16 protein-coding genes are annotated in these 16,394 nt (G+C 53.8%); 9 read left to right on the top strand and 7 right to left on the bottom strand.

Annotated elements, in window-relative coordinates; all coding sequences use genetic code 11:
• Positions 1-117: 117 nt before the first annotated feature.
• Entirely contained in the window at positions 118-267 is a 150-nt protein-coding gene (locus tag A3841_RS20195; RefSeq protein ID WP_170866142.1) for a hypothetical protein, read from the top strand.
• Between the two features lie 86 nt (positions 268-353).
• Here the strand turns inward: A3841_RS20195 and rnk are convergent, their stop codons facing one another.
• A complete protein-coding gene (gene rnk / locus A3841_RS04375) occupies positions 354-764 on the bottom strand; it encodes a nucleoside diphosphate kinase regulator (protein ID WP_073851076.1) in 411 nt (136 codons plus the stop codon).
• Position 765: 1 nt separating this feature from the next.
• Entirely contained in the window at positions 766-2,322 is a 1,557-nt protein-coding gene (locus A3841_RS04380) for an FMN-binding glutamate synthase family protein (RefSeq protein WP_073851077.1), read from the bottom strand.
• An 852-nt stretch (positions 2,323-3,174) separates the two neighbouring features.
• Between A3841_RS04380 and A3841_RS04385 the strand changes: the two genes are divergently transcribed.
• The gene (locus A3841_RS04385) at positions 3,175-3,774 is read left to right on the top strand and encodes an FKBP-type peptidyl-prolyl cis-trans isomerase (protein WP_073851078.1); all 600 of its coding nucleotides are present in this window, start codon (positions 3,175-3,177) and stop codon (positions 3,772-3,774) included.
• 99 nt (positions 3,775-3,873) lie between these two features.
• On the opposite strand, the gene A3841_RS04390 is transcribed toward A3841_RS04385, so the two are convergent.
• Positions 3,874-4,356, bottom strand: a complete 483-nt coding sequence (locus A3841_RS04390) for a hypothetical protein (RefSeq protein ID WP_073851079.1) — start codon at positions 4,354-4,356, stop codon at positions 3,874-3,876.
• A 314-nt stretch (positions 4,357-4,670) separates the two neighbouring features.
• Here A3841_RS04390 and A3841_RS04395 point away from each other — a divergent pair, with 314 nt between their 5' ends.
• Positions 4,671-6,095: a Glu/Leu/Phe/Val family dehydrogenase gene (locus A3841_RS04395; RefSeq protein ID WP_073851080.1), complete on the top strand. Its 1,425-nt coding sequence runs from the start codon at positions 4,671-4,673 to the stop codon at positions 6,093-6,095.
• A gap of 33 nt (positions 6,096-6,128) precedes the next feature.
• Here A3841_RS04395 and A3841_RS04400 read toward each other — a convergent pair whose 3' ends face one another.
• Positions 6,129-6,575 carry a hypothetical protein gene (locus A3841_RS04400; RefSeq protein ID WP_073851081.1) on the bottom strand — a complete coding sequence of 149 codons (447 nt, stop codon included), beginning with the start codon at positions 6,573-6,575 and terminating at the stop codon, positions 6,129-6,131.
• A gap of 198 nt (positions 6,576-6,773) precedes the next feature.
• Between A3841_RS04400 and A3841_RS04405 the strand changes: the two genes are divergently transcribed.
• Positions 6,774-7,502, top strand: coding sequence for an SIMPL domain-containing protein (locus A3841_RS04405; protein WP_073851082.1), 729 nt, complete (start codon positions 6,774-6,776; stop codon positions 7,500-7,502).
• Positions 7,503-7,575: 73 nt separating this feature from the next.
• Here A3841_RS04405 and A3841_RS04410 read toward each other — a convergent pair whose 3' ends face one another.
• Positions 7,576-9,384 carry a M61 family metallopeptidase gene (locus A3841_RS04410; RefSeq protein WP_073851083.1) on the bottom strand — a complete coding sequence of 603 codons (1,809 nt, stop codon included), beginning with the start codon at positions 9,382-9,384 and terminating at the stop codon, positions 7,576-7,578.
• 96 nt (positions 9,385-9,480) lie between these two features.
• Positions 9,481-9,900, bottom strand: coding sequence for a hypothetical protein (locus A3841_RS04415; RefSeq protein WP_073851084.1), 420 nt, complete (start codon positions 9,898-9,900; stop codon positions 9,481-9,483).
• Positions 9,901-10,170: 270 nt separating this feature from the next.
• On the opposite strand from A3841_RS04415, the gene A3841_RS04420 reads away from it, so the two are divergent.
• The 3 genes from A3841_RS04420 (at position 10,171) to A3841_RS04430 (ending at position 12,318) form a co-directional block, all read left to right on the top strand.
• Positions 10,171-10,776, top strand: a complete 606-nt coding sequence (locus tag A3841_RS04420; protein WP_073851085.1) for a C40 family peptidase — start codon at positions 10,171-10,173, stop codon at positions 10,774-10,776.
• Between the two features lie 81 nt (positions 10,777-10,857).
• The gene (locus A3841_RS04425; protein ID WP_073851086.1) at positions 10,858-11,232 is read left to right on the top strand and encodes a hypothetical protein; all 375 of its coding nucleotides are present in this window, start codon (positions 10,858-10,860) and stop codon (positions 11,230-11,232) included.
• Positions 11,233-11,886: 654 nt separating this feature from the next.
• A complete protein-coding gene (locus A3841_RS04430; protein WP_073851087.1) occupies positions 11,887-12,318 on the top strand; it encodes a DUF2147 domain-containing protein in 432 nt (143 codons plus the stop codon).
• 129 nt (positions 12,319-12,447) lie between these two features.
• On the opposite strand, the gene A3841_RS04435 is transcribed toward A3841_RS04430, so the two are convergent.
• The gene (locus A3841_RS04435; protein ID WP_073851088.1) at positions 12,448-12,915 is read right to left on the bottom strand and encodes a hypothetical protein; all 468 of its coding nucleotides are present in this window, start codon (positions 12,913-12,915) and stop codon (positions 12,448-12,450) included.
• A 285-nt stretch (positions 12,916-13,200) separates the two neighbouring features.
• On the opposite strand from A3841_RS04435, the gene A3841_RS04440 reads away from it, so the two are divergent.
• Both A3841_RS04440 and A3841_RS20470 read left to right on the top strand, forming a co-directional pair.
• Positions 13,201-13,710 carry a hypothetical protein gene (locus tag A3841_RS04440; RefSeq protein WP_139307872.1) on the top strand — a complete coding sequence of 170 codons (510 nt, stop codon included), beginning with the start codon at positions 13,201-13,203 and terminating at the stop codon, positions 13,708-13,710.
• 123 nt (positions 13,711-13,833) lie between these two features.
• The gene (locus tag A3841_RS20470; protein WP_073851090.1) at positions 13,834-16,383 is read left to right on the top strand and encodes a gliding motility-associated C-terminal domain-containing protein; all 2,550 of its coding nucleotides are present in this window, start codon (positions 13,834-13,836) and stop codon (positions 16,381-16,383) included.
• The last annotated feature ends 11 nt before the right edge of the window (positions 16,384-16,394 follow it).

The following is a 16,394-nucleotide window of genomic DNA, read 5'->3' on the forward strand; positions in this document are numbered from 1 at the left end:
GGGCCATATGGTCCGGCTTTTCTTGTTTGGGAGGGGCGGCGAGAATTTCACGGTTCGGTAACATCCGCAGCGGCTGGCTTTCGTAAGTATAAACTTGCAACCCAAAGATCTATACTTATGAACAGACCTGACTCAGCTCCGATATTGCTCTTATTGGGTACCGTGCTCCTGATAGGCGCCGCAGCCTACCTGCTGGTGAACAACAGCTTCGACGAGAAGGATTTTGAGTTCGACACCTACGACGAAGAAAGCGCGGATTATCTCTGAAAGCTTTTCCCAAACCTTATAGTTTGAAATGAAAGAGCCCACTGTACTACAGGCACAGCGGGCTCTTCATGAAATGAGGGGAAACGCTACAGGTTAAAGTTGCCGGTCGATTCCGGCTGGAAGGTAACTTTCTCAATTTTATAGTTGATGGTGCCCGACGGGACCGGCCACTCCACCACATCCCCTTCCTTACAGCCCAAAATAGCCGTACCAACGGGCGCGAAAATGGAGATCTTGCGGGTATTGATGTCGGCATCCTTGGGGTATACCAGGGTTATTTCCAGCTCTCTGCCGCCCTGCAGGTCCTTTAGCAGCACACGGGAGTTCATCGTGATGACATTAGCCGGGATTTCCTCGGAAGGTACACGCTTGGCGCGCTTCAGTTCCTCACCCAGTTTGCCAATGTTTGCAGCAGGTGCGTTGCCCTGCCGGTGCGCCTGAATCAGGTCTACAAGACGCTTATAATCAAGCTCCGTTAGATAAATTATGTTTTCCATATCAGTTTAGTACATAGTTTCTAGTGATGTTGCTGGCTGTCTGGCTCTTGGGGAAGTATAACTCCTTAAAGCTCATGTTCCTGCCCTGCTCCACACGCCGGAAGATCTTATCAGGCGTAATGCTGTGTATGCTATCAAAGCCGCACGCCTCCATTACCTCAATCGTAGACTTCAGGGTGTTACCGTGGAAGTTGGCCACGCGCACGCGCTTGTCCGCCACATCCAGTCCCTGGTATAAGTTCTTATCCTGCGTGGCGATACCCACCGGGCAGCGGCCCGAGTCGCACTGCAGCGCCTGAATGCAGCCCAGCGCGAACATCATGCCCCTGGCGCTGTAGCAGATATCCGCCCCCAGCGACACGGCTTTGATGATATCCACGCCTGTGATGATCTTACCGGCAGCGATCAGCCTGATCTCCTCGCGCAAGCCATACTTGCGGAGCGTGCTCTGGGCAAAGGCCAGCGCGTCGTAAAGCGGCATGCCCAGGCTATCGGTAAACTCCAGCGGTGCGGCTCCCGTGCCCCCCTCTGCCCCATCGATGGAGATGAAGTCCGGGTAGATGCGGTTGTGCATCATCTCCTGGCACAGGCGCTCAAATTCCTGCTTATTACCAATACATAATTTTATTCCGATAGGTTTTCCCTCCGAGAGCACGCGCAGTTTCTCGATGTAAAGTAACAAAGTAAATTGATCTTTGAAAGCGGAATGCGACGGAGGCGAGGCAACCGTTGTAAAAGGCTCCACTTTCCGGATGGCTGCTATCTCCGGCGTGTTCTTGGCAGCCGGAAGTATACCGCCGTGCCCCGGCTTGGCACCCTGCGAGAGCTTTATCTCCACCATCTTGATGTGCGGATGCGCCACCTGCTCCCGGAACAGTTCCTCCGAGAAGTTGCCGTTTTTGTCGCGGCAGCCGAAGTAGCCCGTGCCGATCTGCCAGATCAGGTCGCCGCCCCCCTCGATGTGGAACGGACTGACGCCACCCTCGCCGGTGTTGTGGGCAAAGCCGCCCAGTTTGGCACCAGCGCTCAGGGCCGTCACGGCGGTTTTGCTCAGAGAGCCATAGCTCATGGCCGAGATGTTGTAGATGCTGGCGCTGTAGGGTTGCTTGCAGCGGCTGCTACCCACGGTCACCCGCAGGTCCTCCACCTTTACGTGCACCGGGAACATGGTATGGGCGATCCACTCGTAGCCTACCTCCAGGCTGTTGCTGTGCATCCCGAACGGCACCGTCTGGCGCTGGTTCTTGGCGCGCTGGTACACGATGGACCGCTGGCGGCGGCTGAAAGGCTTGCCGTCGGTGTCGGACTCAAAAAAATACTGCCGGAACTCCGGGCGGATGCTTTCGAAGAAGTACCGCAGGTAGCCCACCAGCGGGAAGTTACGCAGCAAGGTGTGCTTTGCCTGCCGGATATTGTATTGATATACCAGGTGAACAGGCACCAGCAGCACCAGCAGCCAGAGCATTTGCCTGTCGAAAACGGATAAAAAAAGCGTAACTAAGTAAGCACTTACTAACACGTATAAAAACGTGCGCCTGACGCTAATAGTCGTTGCCATAAAATTTAAGAAATTGGATATAGATGTTGAAACTATGGGAGATGCCCGAAAATATGGTCCAGCGTTACAAGGCAAAAAGGAGCCCGGTAGCGCCGGCCTGATCAGCTAAAGGCCTTGGGGGAAGTGTAAAAATGCAGGCAGTACCCGCTCAGTTTATCGCACAGCGAGACATGGTGCGAAGCCGACACCATACCGGCACGCAGGGCACAGGCACTAAAAGGGCGCATATGTAGTTGCTGTGGATGCATTTCTTGTTTCAGGTTGCAAAGTTATGCGAATCTTTTTGATAAAAGCCAGCTAAACCGGCACAGATATTTATACCGATCCCATACAAGAAGCATGCTACAAGTATATTTATACTTTAACAAGTCCCGGGTTTGTGCTTATACCTTACATAACAGCCACTTTGGCGCTGATTTCTGATGATAACAATAGTATAACAAACAGCTAATGTATAAGTTACCAAAGTGAGTAACCTTAGCGGCAGAAACGCGTTTTTAGGAGCAAGTCTAACCCTTTACCACTTACTATCATGAGACAGTTCGCATCCATTTCGTCGGTGCTTCTGCTGAGCACTTCGGTAGCGCTAGTTCTGAGAAACTGGCTTACCTCGGCAGACATACAGCTTGATATGAAAGATGAAGATTATCATATGTACCTGTAACCGAAGCAAATAAAAAACACCGGGCTACTTCCTAATAAGAGGTAGCCCTTTTCGTCTGCAAGCGCTGCCGGGCAGGCTTACGGCTACTCCCTTTGGCATCGGGCCGAAAAACAGTAGCTTTGTACCACATGCCCGTAAGGGCTATACTTTCATACTAAACCGCACCAGTGGGTGCAAAAACGCATACTATGGATTTAAAAGAGAAGATCAGCTACATCATTGGCCGCGACATGGCCACCAACCTGAAGAAACAAGGCATTGAGGTGGAGGCCGAGTCGTTTATGAAAGGGCTGAAAGATGTGCAGGCTGGCACGCCCTCTGCCCTGTCGCAGCAGGAGGTGCAGGAGGCCATGATGGCGCTGCAGCAGGAAATGTCGCAGAAGCAGGGCGCCTCGGGCGATGCCAACAAGCAGGCCGGCGAGGAGTTCCTGGCTGAAAACAAGAACAAAGAAGGTGTGCAGACGCTGCCAAGCGGCCTGCAGTACATGGTGCTAGAGGAGGGAACAGGCAAGTCTCCGTCGGCCTCCGACACCGTAACCACCCATTACCACGGCACCCTCATCGACGGCACCACCTTCGACTCGTCGTACGAGCGCGGGCAGCCGGCCACGTTCCCGGTCAACGGCGTGATCGCGGGCTGGACAGAGGCGCTGCAGAAAATGAAGGAAGGCGCCAAGTGGAGACTTTTCATTCCGGCAGAGCTGGCGTACGGAGCACAAGGCGCCGGCGACGTGATCGGGCCAAACTCCACGCTGATTTTTGATGTGGAGCTGCTGCAGGTGAAATAGCCTCCGGAAGAACTTACAAAGTATAAAGCCCGGGCTGTAGCTACAGCCCGGGCCTTATACTTTATACTTTATACTTTATACTTTAGGCTGATGCTATACTTATACTTTGGTTCCGGTCTTGATCTGGTGCATTTCGTTTAGCCAGCGCTGCGCCTGCTCGGGGTACATGAAGTGCTGCATGATCAGGAAGTTCCCCTCCTGCATCAGCTCGTCGCCGTTCAGCTCGCTTACCAGGTCGTGCAACAGGAACACGGGCAGCACCACCGCCACAAAGACGTTATCGTTCACGATAGCCAGTACTTCCGGAAAAACAAACTCAAAGATCCAGCGCTGGTCCTCGCGCTTTATCGTTCCGCGCTGCTGCAGGTCCAGCTGCCACTTTACGGGCTTCAGCCGGCGCACCTGCGCTATAATTTGGCTATACCCCTCCCGCAGTTCCTGCGAGGACACTTCTCCCCTCCATTCAATCAGCAGCGTCTCCTCCTGCCCATCATAGCACACGGCTAGCTTCTCCGTCTGCAGCAAAGGCACGGTCATCGTGTAGTGCTTGTCCAAAGTGATCACTCCGTCCAGTATAGCCATAAGTATAAGTTCAGGTCTAAGGGAAGTTAAAAAGAAAGCGGCAGGCAACGCAGTGACTTGATACTAGTCATACAAAGTGCCTGCAACTATAATGTTATATATGTAAAATTGATCAATTTAAAGCTAACATGCAAGCATTTAATAATTATTTAATATTAACTATAAACTTTCAATAGGATTGCATCCACTTAACATATTCAAACCCAAGTGGTATACGTGCCTTGGAAAGACCCTGAAACGTAGCTCAGAGAACAAATACTTTCCTGCCACGTTCTTAAATCAGCAATTCATCATCCTATATAAAGAACACTTGTATGGCAAATACACCTAACGAAGGCAAAAAATTCCTAGACAGTGTCCATCAGTATTTCGACCACGCTGCCAGCTACTCCAGGCTCAGCCCTGGCATCCTGGCGCAGATCAAAGCAACGAACAGCGTGTACAAAGTATCGTTCCCGGTTGAGATAGACGGCCAGATTGAGGTAATTGAAGGGATACGCGTGCAGCACAGCCACCACAAGCTTCCCTCCAAGGGCGGCATCCGCTTCAGCATGCAGGTAGACGAGGACGAAGTAAAAGCACTGGCCACCCTGATGACGTTTAAATGCGCCGTGGTGGACGTGCCCTTTGGCGGTGCCAAGGGAGGTGTAAAAATCAACCCCAGGACCAGCTCGGTTAAAACGCTGGAGAGGGTAACCCGCCGCTACGCTGCCGAGCTGATCAAGAAGAACCTGATTGGCCCGGGCATGGATGTGCCTGCCCCCGACTACGGTACGGGCAGCCGCGAGATGGCCTGGATTGCCGATACCTACCAGGCGCTAAAGTATGGCGAGACTAACGCGCTGGGCTGCGTGACGGGCAAACCCGTGGGCCAGGGAGGCATCCGAGGACGTGCGGAGGCCACCGGCCTGGGCATTTACTTCGGCCTGCGCGAGCTGCTGGCCGACACGGAGATGCTGAGCGGCAAGGGCCTGTCCGGCAACTCGATGGAGGGCAAGCGCCTGATTGTGCAGGGCCTGGGCAATGTGGGCTACCACGCCGCCTTCTTCTGCCAGCAGGACGGGGCCGTCATCATAGGCATAGCCGAGCGTGAGGGAGGCATCTACAACGAGAACGGCATTGATGTGAAGGAGGCATTCAAGCACCGCAGCGAGAACGGCTCCATCCTCAACTTCAAGGACTGCAAGAACTTTGAGAACTCGGAGGAGATGCTGGAGCTGGAGTGCGACATACTGCTTCCGGCCGCGCTGGAGAACGTGATCCACAGCGGCAACGCGGGCAGGGTAAAAGCCAAGATCGTGGCCGAGGGCGCCAACGGCCCCGTGACGCGGGAGGCAGAGGAAATCATGCTCAAAAATGGCATCGTCATCCTGCCAGACCTGTACCTGAACGCGGGCGGTGTAACGGTTTCATACTTTGAGTGGTTGAAGAACCTGTCGAACGTGCGCTTTGGCAGAATGGGCAAGCGAGCTGAGGAAGCCAGTTACCGGCGCCTTGTAAACGCTATCGAGACGAGCTCCGGCAAAAGTATGACTTCACAGGAAAGAGCCTTCCTGACGCAGGGTGCAGACGAGATCAGCCTGGTGCGGTCGGGGCTTGAGGATACCATGATCAATGCCTACCACGAGATAAGGGAGGTGATGTTGCAGAAAAACACGCCGGGACTACGCTCGGCAGCCTTCCTGACGGCTATAGAAAAGATCGGGGTGAGCTACGAGGCGCTGGGCATTTTCCCTTGAGGCGGCACCAGTTCTAAAGGAAAGTATAAAAGGTCAGTTTGTGCGCGCAATAACCGCCACATCCTGTCCTTTTTTCACGTCGGAAAGCCACTGCAGCGCCTCCTGCTGCTTGGTAAAGTAGTTGAACTGGATGAAGTGATGCTGCGGCAAGGTGGCCGGCACCTGGTAGTTGGTCACGATGGCCTTAAAGTGGGCATTGGAGAACACGACCGCCGCATAGATCTCGTCCTGAATACACTCGAACACTTTTGGGTAATACTCCTGGCTCAGCCATGCCTCCTGCTCCCGGTCCAGCGGCCCTATCTGGGTCTGGTTGGTGCAGAAATAGTACGTGTGCCGGTTATCGCACACAAACTGGAGCGCATGCAGGTAGGCATCCATCAGCAGTTCCATGTCCGGCTTCTTCAGCCAGTGGATCAGCAGCAGCCTCTCCTGTTCCTGAAAAGTAATATTAACGCCCGGGGTATTAAATATCACCATAAGAGTGTAATCTTAGCGCATAATGAAAACGAAATTTACATAGCTATAAATTAATAAACAAGTACTTACCATGCAACTTTCTGGTCGCTTATTGCAGTACCTGCCCGCACAAAAGTATAAAGTCCGCCTGAAGGCAATTTAAAATAGTACAATAAACTTAATTTATACTATATTTATACTTTCGAGCGTATACTAACTATGAACCGAAACCATCTCCTGCTCCCCGCTCTTGTGCTTGGCATCAGCCTGATTGTTTGCGCCGTTTTGCTGTCGCAGATCTTCAGGTTCCGGGACCAGGCCAACCAGACCATTAACGTGACCGGCTCCGCCAAGCGGGAGATCACCTCCGACCTGGGGATACTGCGCAGCAGCATCCAGGCCGAGGCCCCCACCGCTGAGGCCGCCTACCAGCGCCTGCTGGAACAACGCCCCGGCGTGCTGAACTACCTGAAGGAAAAAGGCTTTGCCGATGCCGACATCGAACTCAACACGATCAACCTGAACCCCGTGTACGAGGTAACCGGCCAGGGCTACAGCACCAACCGCATCATCCAGTATAATGCTAACCAGATGGTGCAGGTAACCTCCAAGGATGTGGAGCGGATAAAGGCCGTTTCGCTGGACATGACCTCGCTGGTGCGCCAAGGCATCAACATCATGGTGATGCCGCCCGAGTACTACTACACCAAACTGGCCGACCTGAAGATCGAGATACAGGCCGATGCCGCCAAGGATGCCCTGAACCGGGCGCAGAAAATAGCCGAAGCCACCGGCAGCGACCTCGGCTCCATCACCAACGCGCGCATGGGGGTTATCCAGATCACCCCCGTCAACTCCAACATGATTGCCGACTACGGCATCAACGACGCGACTTCCATCGAGAAAGAGATCACGGCGGTGGTGAGCGCCTCGTTCCGGCTGGATTAAAGTATAAACCAAGTATAAAAACAAAGGCCGAAGTAAAAACTCCGGCCTTTGTTTTTTTAGCTATACTTTATACTTAGCTCTTGCTGATGTTAAGCCAGGCATTGAAGATCTTCTCCTGCGTAGCGGTTGGGTTATCTACGCGGATGAACTGGTAACGTACGCTATTGTCCTGCAGCATCTTCACCTGCAGCGTCTGCAGCTTTCCGTCGCGGGAGATCAGCACCTCGGCCGTGTCTCCGGTGCTCATACTTGCCAGCCGGTCTTCCAGGTTATCGCCGGCGCGGTAGCCGTTCAGGGCAACGATCTCGTCGTTCGCGTTCAGGCCGCCTTCCCAGGCGCTGCTGCCGCGGCTCACGCCACGCACCATCAGCTTACCGCCCGACATGTAGGTGGAGGCTCCCCAGTTTATACTTTGGCTACCCTCGTTCGTGTTCACCAGTTGCAGGCCGGCCGCATCAAAGTACTGGTTGTAGTCAGGTGATTCGGTTCCGTGCACAAAGCTGCGGAAGAAGGCATCCATGTCTCGGCCGGACACCTTCTCGATGGCCTGCTTAAACTCTTCCTCCGTAAAGCCGCGGTCCAGCTTCTGGTAGTAGCGCTCATACATGTAGCGGAATACGTCGTCCAGGCTCTTATCGCCTTTCGTGGCCTCCATGATCTCCATATTGAGCAGGTGGCCCAGCACGCCGCCCTTGGTGTAGTAAGATACCTCTGCATTGTTCGAGTTCTCGTTACGGCGGTAGTATTTGATCCAGGCATCAAAGCTAGACTCCGCTACCGACTGAATCTTGTTTCCTGGAGTGTTCTCCACCGAATTTATACTTCCGGCCACAATGCCCAAATACCTGTCGGGCGAGTAGAACCCGGCGCGACGCACCAGCAGGTCATCGTAATAACTGGTGATACCCTCCGACACCCACAGCAGGCGCGTATAGTTCTCGCTGTTGTAGTCAAAGGGGCCTAGCGGCGCAGGGCGCAGGCGCTTCACGTTCCAGAGGTGGAAGTACTCATGGGCCACCAGCGCCAGGAAGCCGTGGTAACTGCTCTCGTTGCCATAGTTCCAGCGGGAGGTCTGCAGTGTGGTGGAGTTCAGGTGCTCCAGGCCGCCACCGCCGCGCTCCAGGTTGTGTACAATGAACACGTAGCGGTCCACGGGCAACTGGCCCATCACTTTCACGGCCTCCTCTATCACCCTGGTCATGTCGGCCATCAGTTTCTTTGGCTCGTAGTTGCCGCCGCCATACATGGCCAGCTCGTGCGGCACGCCGGCCGCTGTGAACTCGTATACTTCGTGGGTGCCGATCTCCAGCGGCGAGTCAGCCAGAATGTCGTAGTTCGGGAAAGTATAGGTGAACTTGCCGGTGCTCTTGAGTCCGGTGGAAACTTTATCCCAACCAGAGAAAGGCTTTACCACCAGCGTACCTTGCTGCTTCTCGAAGCCCTCGGGGTACATGAACATGCTGGTGCCATTCACATAACCGTGCGATGCATCCAGGTAGCTGGTGCGCACGCTCATCTCGTAGGCGTACACATCGTATTTGGCGCGCACCACGCTGGCCTTGTTGCTGTACACGCGCCAGGTGTTCTTGTCGATTTTCTCGCTTCGCAGCGCCTTCCCCGTTCCGTCGGTCGCCTCAAAGCTCTCCACGTTCTTGGCGAATTCGCGCACCAGGTAGGAGCCCGGCGCCCAGACAGGCATGGTAAAGTCGATGTACTTCTTGCGGGCGCCGCTCAGCTCCGCCTCCACCTCAAAGTAGTGCGTATGAGGCTCCGGCATCGAGAGGGTATAGCGCAGCTCCGCTGCCAGGGCCGCCGCCGCATTTCCCAAGCTCAGGAATAGAACTAGTAAGAGTGATAGTTTAAGTCGGTTGTGTTTGCGCATGTTTGTATCTGGGGTCAAATTTATTAAACAGGCATTTTACGACAATTCGCCTGTTTTTCAAAATCCCTGTACAAACAACTGTTGCCGAAGCTGGCGTCAGCCCGCGTGTGCGGCCTTTGTGTCGAGCCAGCGTATCGCATCCTGTAGGTGGCAGAAGTTTTTAATGATGATGACCTCGTTGTAGCTCTGCAACCCATACTTGCCCGCCTCGTTGAGCAGCATGTTGTAGCACCTCTCCGACAGAACCATGGCCACAAAATTGCCGGTGCCGAGCTTAGCCATGATGTTGGGGAAAAAGTAACGCTGCAGCCATACTTCCTCCTCCTCATCCAACTCCCCTATCTCGCGCAGGTCCAGCAGCCATTGCTTTATGTGGTGGATCTCCGCACAGTGGAGTGCCTCCAGCAGCCCTTCCCTGAACTCCTTCGAGCTCAGCTGCTCCAGGCACCGCAGAAAAAGCCTCCTCCGGGTCTCGTCGCAAAATATCTCCAGGGAGATTGTCTTGTATAGTTCCATCCGCTTACAGGTGTGCCACTGCTCTTAAAACACCATTTATATATTCATTAGTAGTATTATTATACTTGCAACCCGTCTCAACCGGATACCATACTTCGTGAATGATCGGTTTTTGGTACCAAAGGCCGGCTGGGGCATGGTAGAACTTTTCTTGCTATAGGCGTTGTTATGGAAAAGACATTTATCGTATCACCCTATGCTTAAAGAAACTGTGCAAAAACTGGCACGAAGTTTTCTTTAGTAGCACTACCGAACCAAACACACCACACTATGAAAAAGACTTTGCTCATCATGCTCTCCCCGGTTGTACTGCTGGCCCTGCTCCTGCTCTTCGTGCCGCAGCACTTTGCCAGTTCCAATACAGATGCATCCGCTTCGTTTGAGGCCCGGACTGCGGCTACGCCTAGCTACCGCACCGCCTCCGTTACGAAAGCTGCCGATGCCCCGACCGGTACAGCGGCACAACCGGCCCATACAAATGCCTACTCCGATGGAACACAGGACCTGGTGGATTATGCGCTGACATTAATGGGAACGCCCTACATCTGGGCCGGCGAAACACCCGCAGGCTTCGACTGTTCTGGCTTCATCACGCACGTGTATGACAGGTATGAGGTAGCTTTGCCCCATTCTTCCCGCATGCAGGCAGAGGAGGGCGAGCAGGTAACGCGGCAGCAGGCCCGTCCCGGAGACCTGGTGATTTTTACCGGCACTAACCCGCAGGTGCGCGAGCCCGGCCACGTCGGCATCGTCATCTCCCAGCCCGGCGATACCATTGAATTTGTGCACTCCTCGTCGAACGGGGGCGTAAAACTGAGCCAGGTAGAGGGCAGCGGCTATGAGGTGCGCTTTCTGCAGGTGCGCCGTGTGCTCTAAGCAAGTATAACACTTCCGCATTTTCACGTACAAGCAACCATAGCAGGGCCGCAGTGGCCCTACCGGGCAAATCTCTGAGCTATGGTACATCCCTATGTCATTAACACCCTGAACGCGCTGGTGCTTCTCATTGCCGGCACTATTCTATACTTCAGCCACCCGGCCAGGCCGCCTATGGCACTTCTCGCCCCGTTTCTGGGTATTTTGCTGCTGGCCTGCACCTATCATCTGCGCAAGCACAACCGCTTTGTGTTTAACACGGTGTCGGCGCTCACGCTGCTGGCGGGACTGCTGATGATCTGGCAAATAGAGCCGGAGGGCTTTGGGTGGAGTTTGCAGCACGTGCTGCTGCTGCTGATGGGGCTGAGCAGCTTTGTGGCCGTGGCTTTTTATGTGGGCACCTTTGTGCAGGAGCGGCGCATGCGCAACAAAAGCATCTACAAGGACGACCTGTAGGTTTTATACGTTGGGCGGGGCATAAAAAAGAAACACCCGGTGTAGCCCGTCAAGTTACACCAGGTGTTTCAGGAATCCTTCAATTTCTCAGTAAGCGGCGCCCTGTGTTTCAGTTTACCATCTCTTAAGAAGACCAAAGGTAAATCGCTATCTGCGTAAGCAGTAGCCAGTACTGCTTACTAAGCCAGCTCACCTTTTACGTGAGCATTATTACCTTGGCTTACTAAGACGACCGATGGATTAGACATAGCACCTCCTTTCTCTTTAGTCCGACATAAACCTTAAGCCGACGCTGCGTTTTGTAACCAACATCTGGCTTAAAGGCCGTGGCACCCGCCACTCACTTGTGTATAAAGGTAAAAAAACGGGGATTAGTTCACAATGTTTCGGTGTTTGTTTTCATACTTTCCCCGGATGCCGCAAGCGCTGCCACGGCACCCTGAAGCCCACTTAGATCTGCTTTTGCGCGGCATACTTATAAGTATCTGTAAAGCAATGCGCTGCACAAGTACCAAGTATACTTCTGTCCCTGCCAGGCCCGCCGGTTCAGCCTGAAAATGGTTTATAGCTGGGCTTGAATTTTAATGCGTGCAGAACTGGCAGGTAAAAAAATTTCCTTAAATTACATTGCAAACTAACCACAAATCTTAACCCATGAGAAAGCACCTCTTACCCCTTCTGATGCTCATGCTTTTCACGTCTGCCGCCTGGGCCCAGAGCCTGTCACCGATCGGGACCTGGACGAACGAAGAAGGCAAGGCCAAGTTCGAGATCTACAAGTGCGGCGAAAAACTGTGCGGCAAGATCGTGTCGCTAAAGGAGCCCCTGCGCAATGGAAAACCCAAGCTGGACGATAACAACCCCGACAAGAAGCTGCGCAGCAAGCCGCTGATAGGATTGCGGTTTATGGAAGGCTTTGAGTATGACGGCGACAATAAGTGGGATGATGGCACGATCTACGATCCGGAGAGCGGCAAAACCTACAGTTGCTACATGAAGATGACCGGCAAAGACAAAATGGAAGTGAAAGGCTACATCGGCATCTCGCTTATTGGCCGCACACAGTACTGGACGCGGGTGGAGTAAGCCTCATAAAATATATAAAAGCAAAAGGGTTAGCTATTTACAGCTAACCCTTTTTATTAACCCTTTACCATCCTTTTAACTCCAAACTGGTCCTGTGGGTTTTTAATGTTTGGGTAAAAATCTCAGATTCTAAAATACTTGCAATATCTTATAGCTTTTGTCTCTAAACTCAAAGGTTTCTCCGGTCGTCTTGCCCATCATGGCTTTAAACAATGGCGAGAGGCCCGAGATAGCGTAATAGCTTTCCCCATCCAGCACAATCTGCCCCAGACTCACGCCAATGAAGTAGTTCTGCAGCTCCGTGTGCACCACCGCCCCTAGGGATACATCGTGGTTCAGCTTGGTGGCGTTAATGCGGCGCAGCACGCTCTGTGTGGTCATCAGCTCGTCCAGCTGCCGGGCATACATGTCGCGCTGTATCTGGCAGTTCTCCCGGAACGACTCAAATTTGTCCTCCATGGCTCCCTGGTGGTCATTCGCGCTTTCCTGAGCCTCGTCCATGGCATCCTTGGCAGCCTTTATTTGCGCGTTCAGCAGCCTGTTACTCTCCTGTAGCAGCCGCTTCTTGGTCTCGAGTTCTTGTGTCAGTATTTCCATAAGTTTTCAGGGTTTGCAGCAGCGGGACAGCAGCCGTTTATACTTCCGGCCCACAGCGCGCAACTGGCATATGATCGTTATTTTTAAACTCAGAGTCTTTAAACACATTTTTTGTTAAACGCCACCCGGTCATCACCGGCTCCAGGCATAGCCTAAAAACTATTTAGGGCAAAGTATGTTTATCAGGTAAATAATCAGATGCCATTTAACGATTTTTTTAAGCGATTGTTGGGCTATAGGAAGAATTTGCCCACCTGCAGCGTTACAAAGCGCTCGGCTAAGTTTATGGATGCCTACCATACATGGCTCTCGAACCAAACATACCTAAACTGGACGGAGCCCTTTTTCACCGCCTATCACTATAAAAAGGCTGATTTGCCGGCCCGGTACCGGGTGCAGGTTATAGCGGAGGAGCACCTGAGAGGTGCCATTTTCTTTTATGACCCAAGTATAGGAGCCGAGAATTTCGGCTTTTTCCTTGAGCTCCTCAAAGACCGCGTGCAGCAGCAGGGCTATACGCTGCACAGCGGCAACAAACTACAGGTGCGGCACGAGCGGTACACCGAGGAAATAGAAAAACTCGTGCTAACCCCTCCCGCCTCCGATTTGCCTGGCACCAGCCTCTGCAACCAGCTGTACGGCAACGTGCTGCTTGATTACATCAAAGTGAACAATCGGCCCGGTTTTATCCGCTTCGCCGTCAATAGCTACCAGGATGCCTTCTTCTCCAAACCGCTGCCCTTCGAGGAACTGCTGGAGAAGACACTGCAGCCACACGAGCAGCCCCGTAGATAAACCTGCCCGAAGGAACAACAGCCGCCCCGTCAGTATAGTATAATCTTCTTAGAAACTGTTTAAATATCCGTAGCTTCTGCTATATTTAAGTCAGAATTATACTTTAACAATTTGGCTGGGCCTATGCTGCAACGTCTACTTCTCCTAACTTTCCTGCTGTGCACCTGTTTCCTTTCCGCTCGCGCCACACATATTGTGGGGGGCGAGTTCGAGATGCAGCACCTCAGTGGGTATAACTACAAGCTAAGCCTGAACCTGTACTTTGATGTGATTAACGGAAGCATCGGCGCGAAAGACCCCTATGTATCCGTGAACATCTTCAGCAAGGCCACCAACAGGAACATTGGCCGCGCCACCCTGAACCTTACTTCCACCAGGCGGGTGCCCTACACCAATATTGACTGTACCGTGGGAGAACTGGTAACAGACAAAATCATCTATACCTCCAACATTTACCTGGACCCGAACATCTACAACGAACCGGGCGGCTATTATATTACCTGGGAGCGCTGCTGCCGCAACCGCACCATCAATAACATTGTAAGGCCGGAGGATGCCGCGCAGGTGTTTTACATGGAGTTTCCACCGGTTATCCAGAGCGGGCAATTCTTCCAGAACTCCTCCCCCATCCTTTTCCCCCCGCTCAGCGACTACGCCTGCGTAGACGAACTCTTTTATTTCGAGTTCAATGGCACCGACCCGGACGGCGACTCCCTGGTGTACGACATGGTGACCCCGCTCAACGGTTACACCTACCCTGACCAGCCGGCTTACTATAACATAACGTACCCGCCAAGCTACATCAGGGCCCCATTGCCGGCCCCTTACCCGCTCATCCAGTGGCTGCCGGGCTACAACGCCTCCACGCAGATACCGGGCACCCCGGCCCTGAACATAGACCAGAATTCCGGTTTACTGACGATGCGCCCGGCCCGCAAAGGCCTCTTTGTGTTCGGAATCCGGGTGCAGGAGTACCGCAATAGAACGAAAATAGGTGAGGTAAGGCGTGATTTCCAGGTGCTGGTGCTGGATTGCCCCCGCAACCAAACACCCCAGGTAATCGCGCAGCAGAAAGGCAAAAAGAATATCTACCAGGAGGGGGAAGTGCTGCGCATCAGCTCCTCCGACACCGAGCGCTGCCTGAACGTGTTCTTCACAGATCCGGACATGAGTGAGTACGTGGAGCTGCGGGCGCAGCCGGTTAACTTCTCCGGCGCAAGCTATACTTTTACCGGCGACACCAGGGGCATCATCAACCAGGGCACCAGCCAGGATACGCTAAGCGCCACCGTCTGCTTCGACGCGTGCTTCAATACCGAGGGCAAAGTATACCAGATGGATTTCATCGTGAAGGATGACGGCTGCAGCCTGCCCCGCCAGGACACGGTGCGGGTAAGCTTCGTGATAGAACCCTTGCCCGACGCGCCGCCAGCCGTAACGCTCTCCACTAAAAAGCGCATATTTGAGGTGCGTGAGGGCGACCGGATTGATTTTAACGTGCTGGGCCTGGATCCCGACAAGGACGAGGTGCTGCTCAGTGCGACAGGCAGAGACTTTGACATGGGCACTGAACAGATACACTTCGAGAACAAAAGCGGTCCCGGCGAGGTTTCCTCTCCTTTCTCCTGGGACATCACCTGCGAAACGATGAAGAAGGAGCGCTATACGTTGGATTTTACCGTCAGGAGCACCGCTTGTAACAAGGAGCAGATCCGCACCGAAACAATCGAGGTAAGGACCATCTCCAATAACCATGAACCCACCATCGGCTCAGACCAGGAGGCCACCACCATAGAATTGGAAGTAGGGCAGCCCTTTACCGCCAACATCTTCGGCCGCGACCTGGACCAGGACATGCTCTCGCTACTGGCTAGTATCGATGGCGCCTCGCTGGAACAGTACGACATGCAGTTCAGCAGTACGGGTGGCGCCGGCGCGGCAGACGGCGTGTTTACCTGGACCCCCACCTGCGAGGCGTTTCAGCAAGACAACCTGCGCGTGAAATTCAACCTTACCGAGGATGCCTGCGACACCTCACCGGACAAAGAACTGACGCTGGAGTTTGTGCTAAAGGATCCCAATAACGCCCCCACCCTCACCTCAGACCAGAGCACCCATTCCTTTGCCCTTAAGCTGGACGACGCCTTCGAGGCGAACTTCGACGGGCTGGACCTGGACCTGGACAACCTGATCATGTCGGCTGAGGGAGACGGCTTCAGCCTGGCCAACTACGGCATGGCGTTCACGGCCACGGGCGCCGCCGGGGAAGCCAAGGGCAAGTTCACCTGGGTGGCCAACTGCCCGGCCGCGCTGCAGGAGGTGCTGCGCGTCAACTTCATACTTCAGGAGGACGCCTGCGACCCCAAACCCCAGCGCCTGACGATGGAATTCCGGGTGGAGGCACCCAGGATCGCTGACTACGTGCCGGCCAACATCTTCACCCCCAACGGCGACGGTAAGAACGACTTCTTCCACATTCCCAACCTGCCGCCCGAGTTCTGCACCGCCACCTTCACCAGTATCAAGGTCTACAACCGCTGGGGCCGTGAGGTGTTCCGCAGCACCGACAGCCGCTTCAGCTGGGACGGCAGCGAGGTCAACGACGGCGTGTACTTCTACGTGATCGACTACGGCACCACCACCTACAAGGGCAGCGTCACCTTAGTCAGGTAAGAGCAGAAATC

Origin of the sequence: Pontibacter flavimaris (assembly GCF_001907195.1) — a bacterium.
GTDB classification, from domain to species: Bacteria; Bacteroidota; Bacteroidia; order Cytophagales; family Hymenobacteraceae; genus Pontibacter; species Pontibacter flavimaris.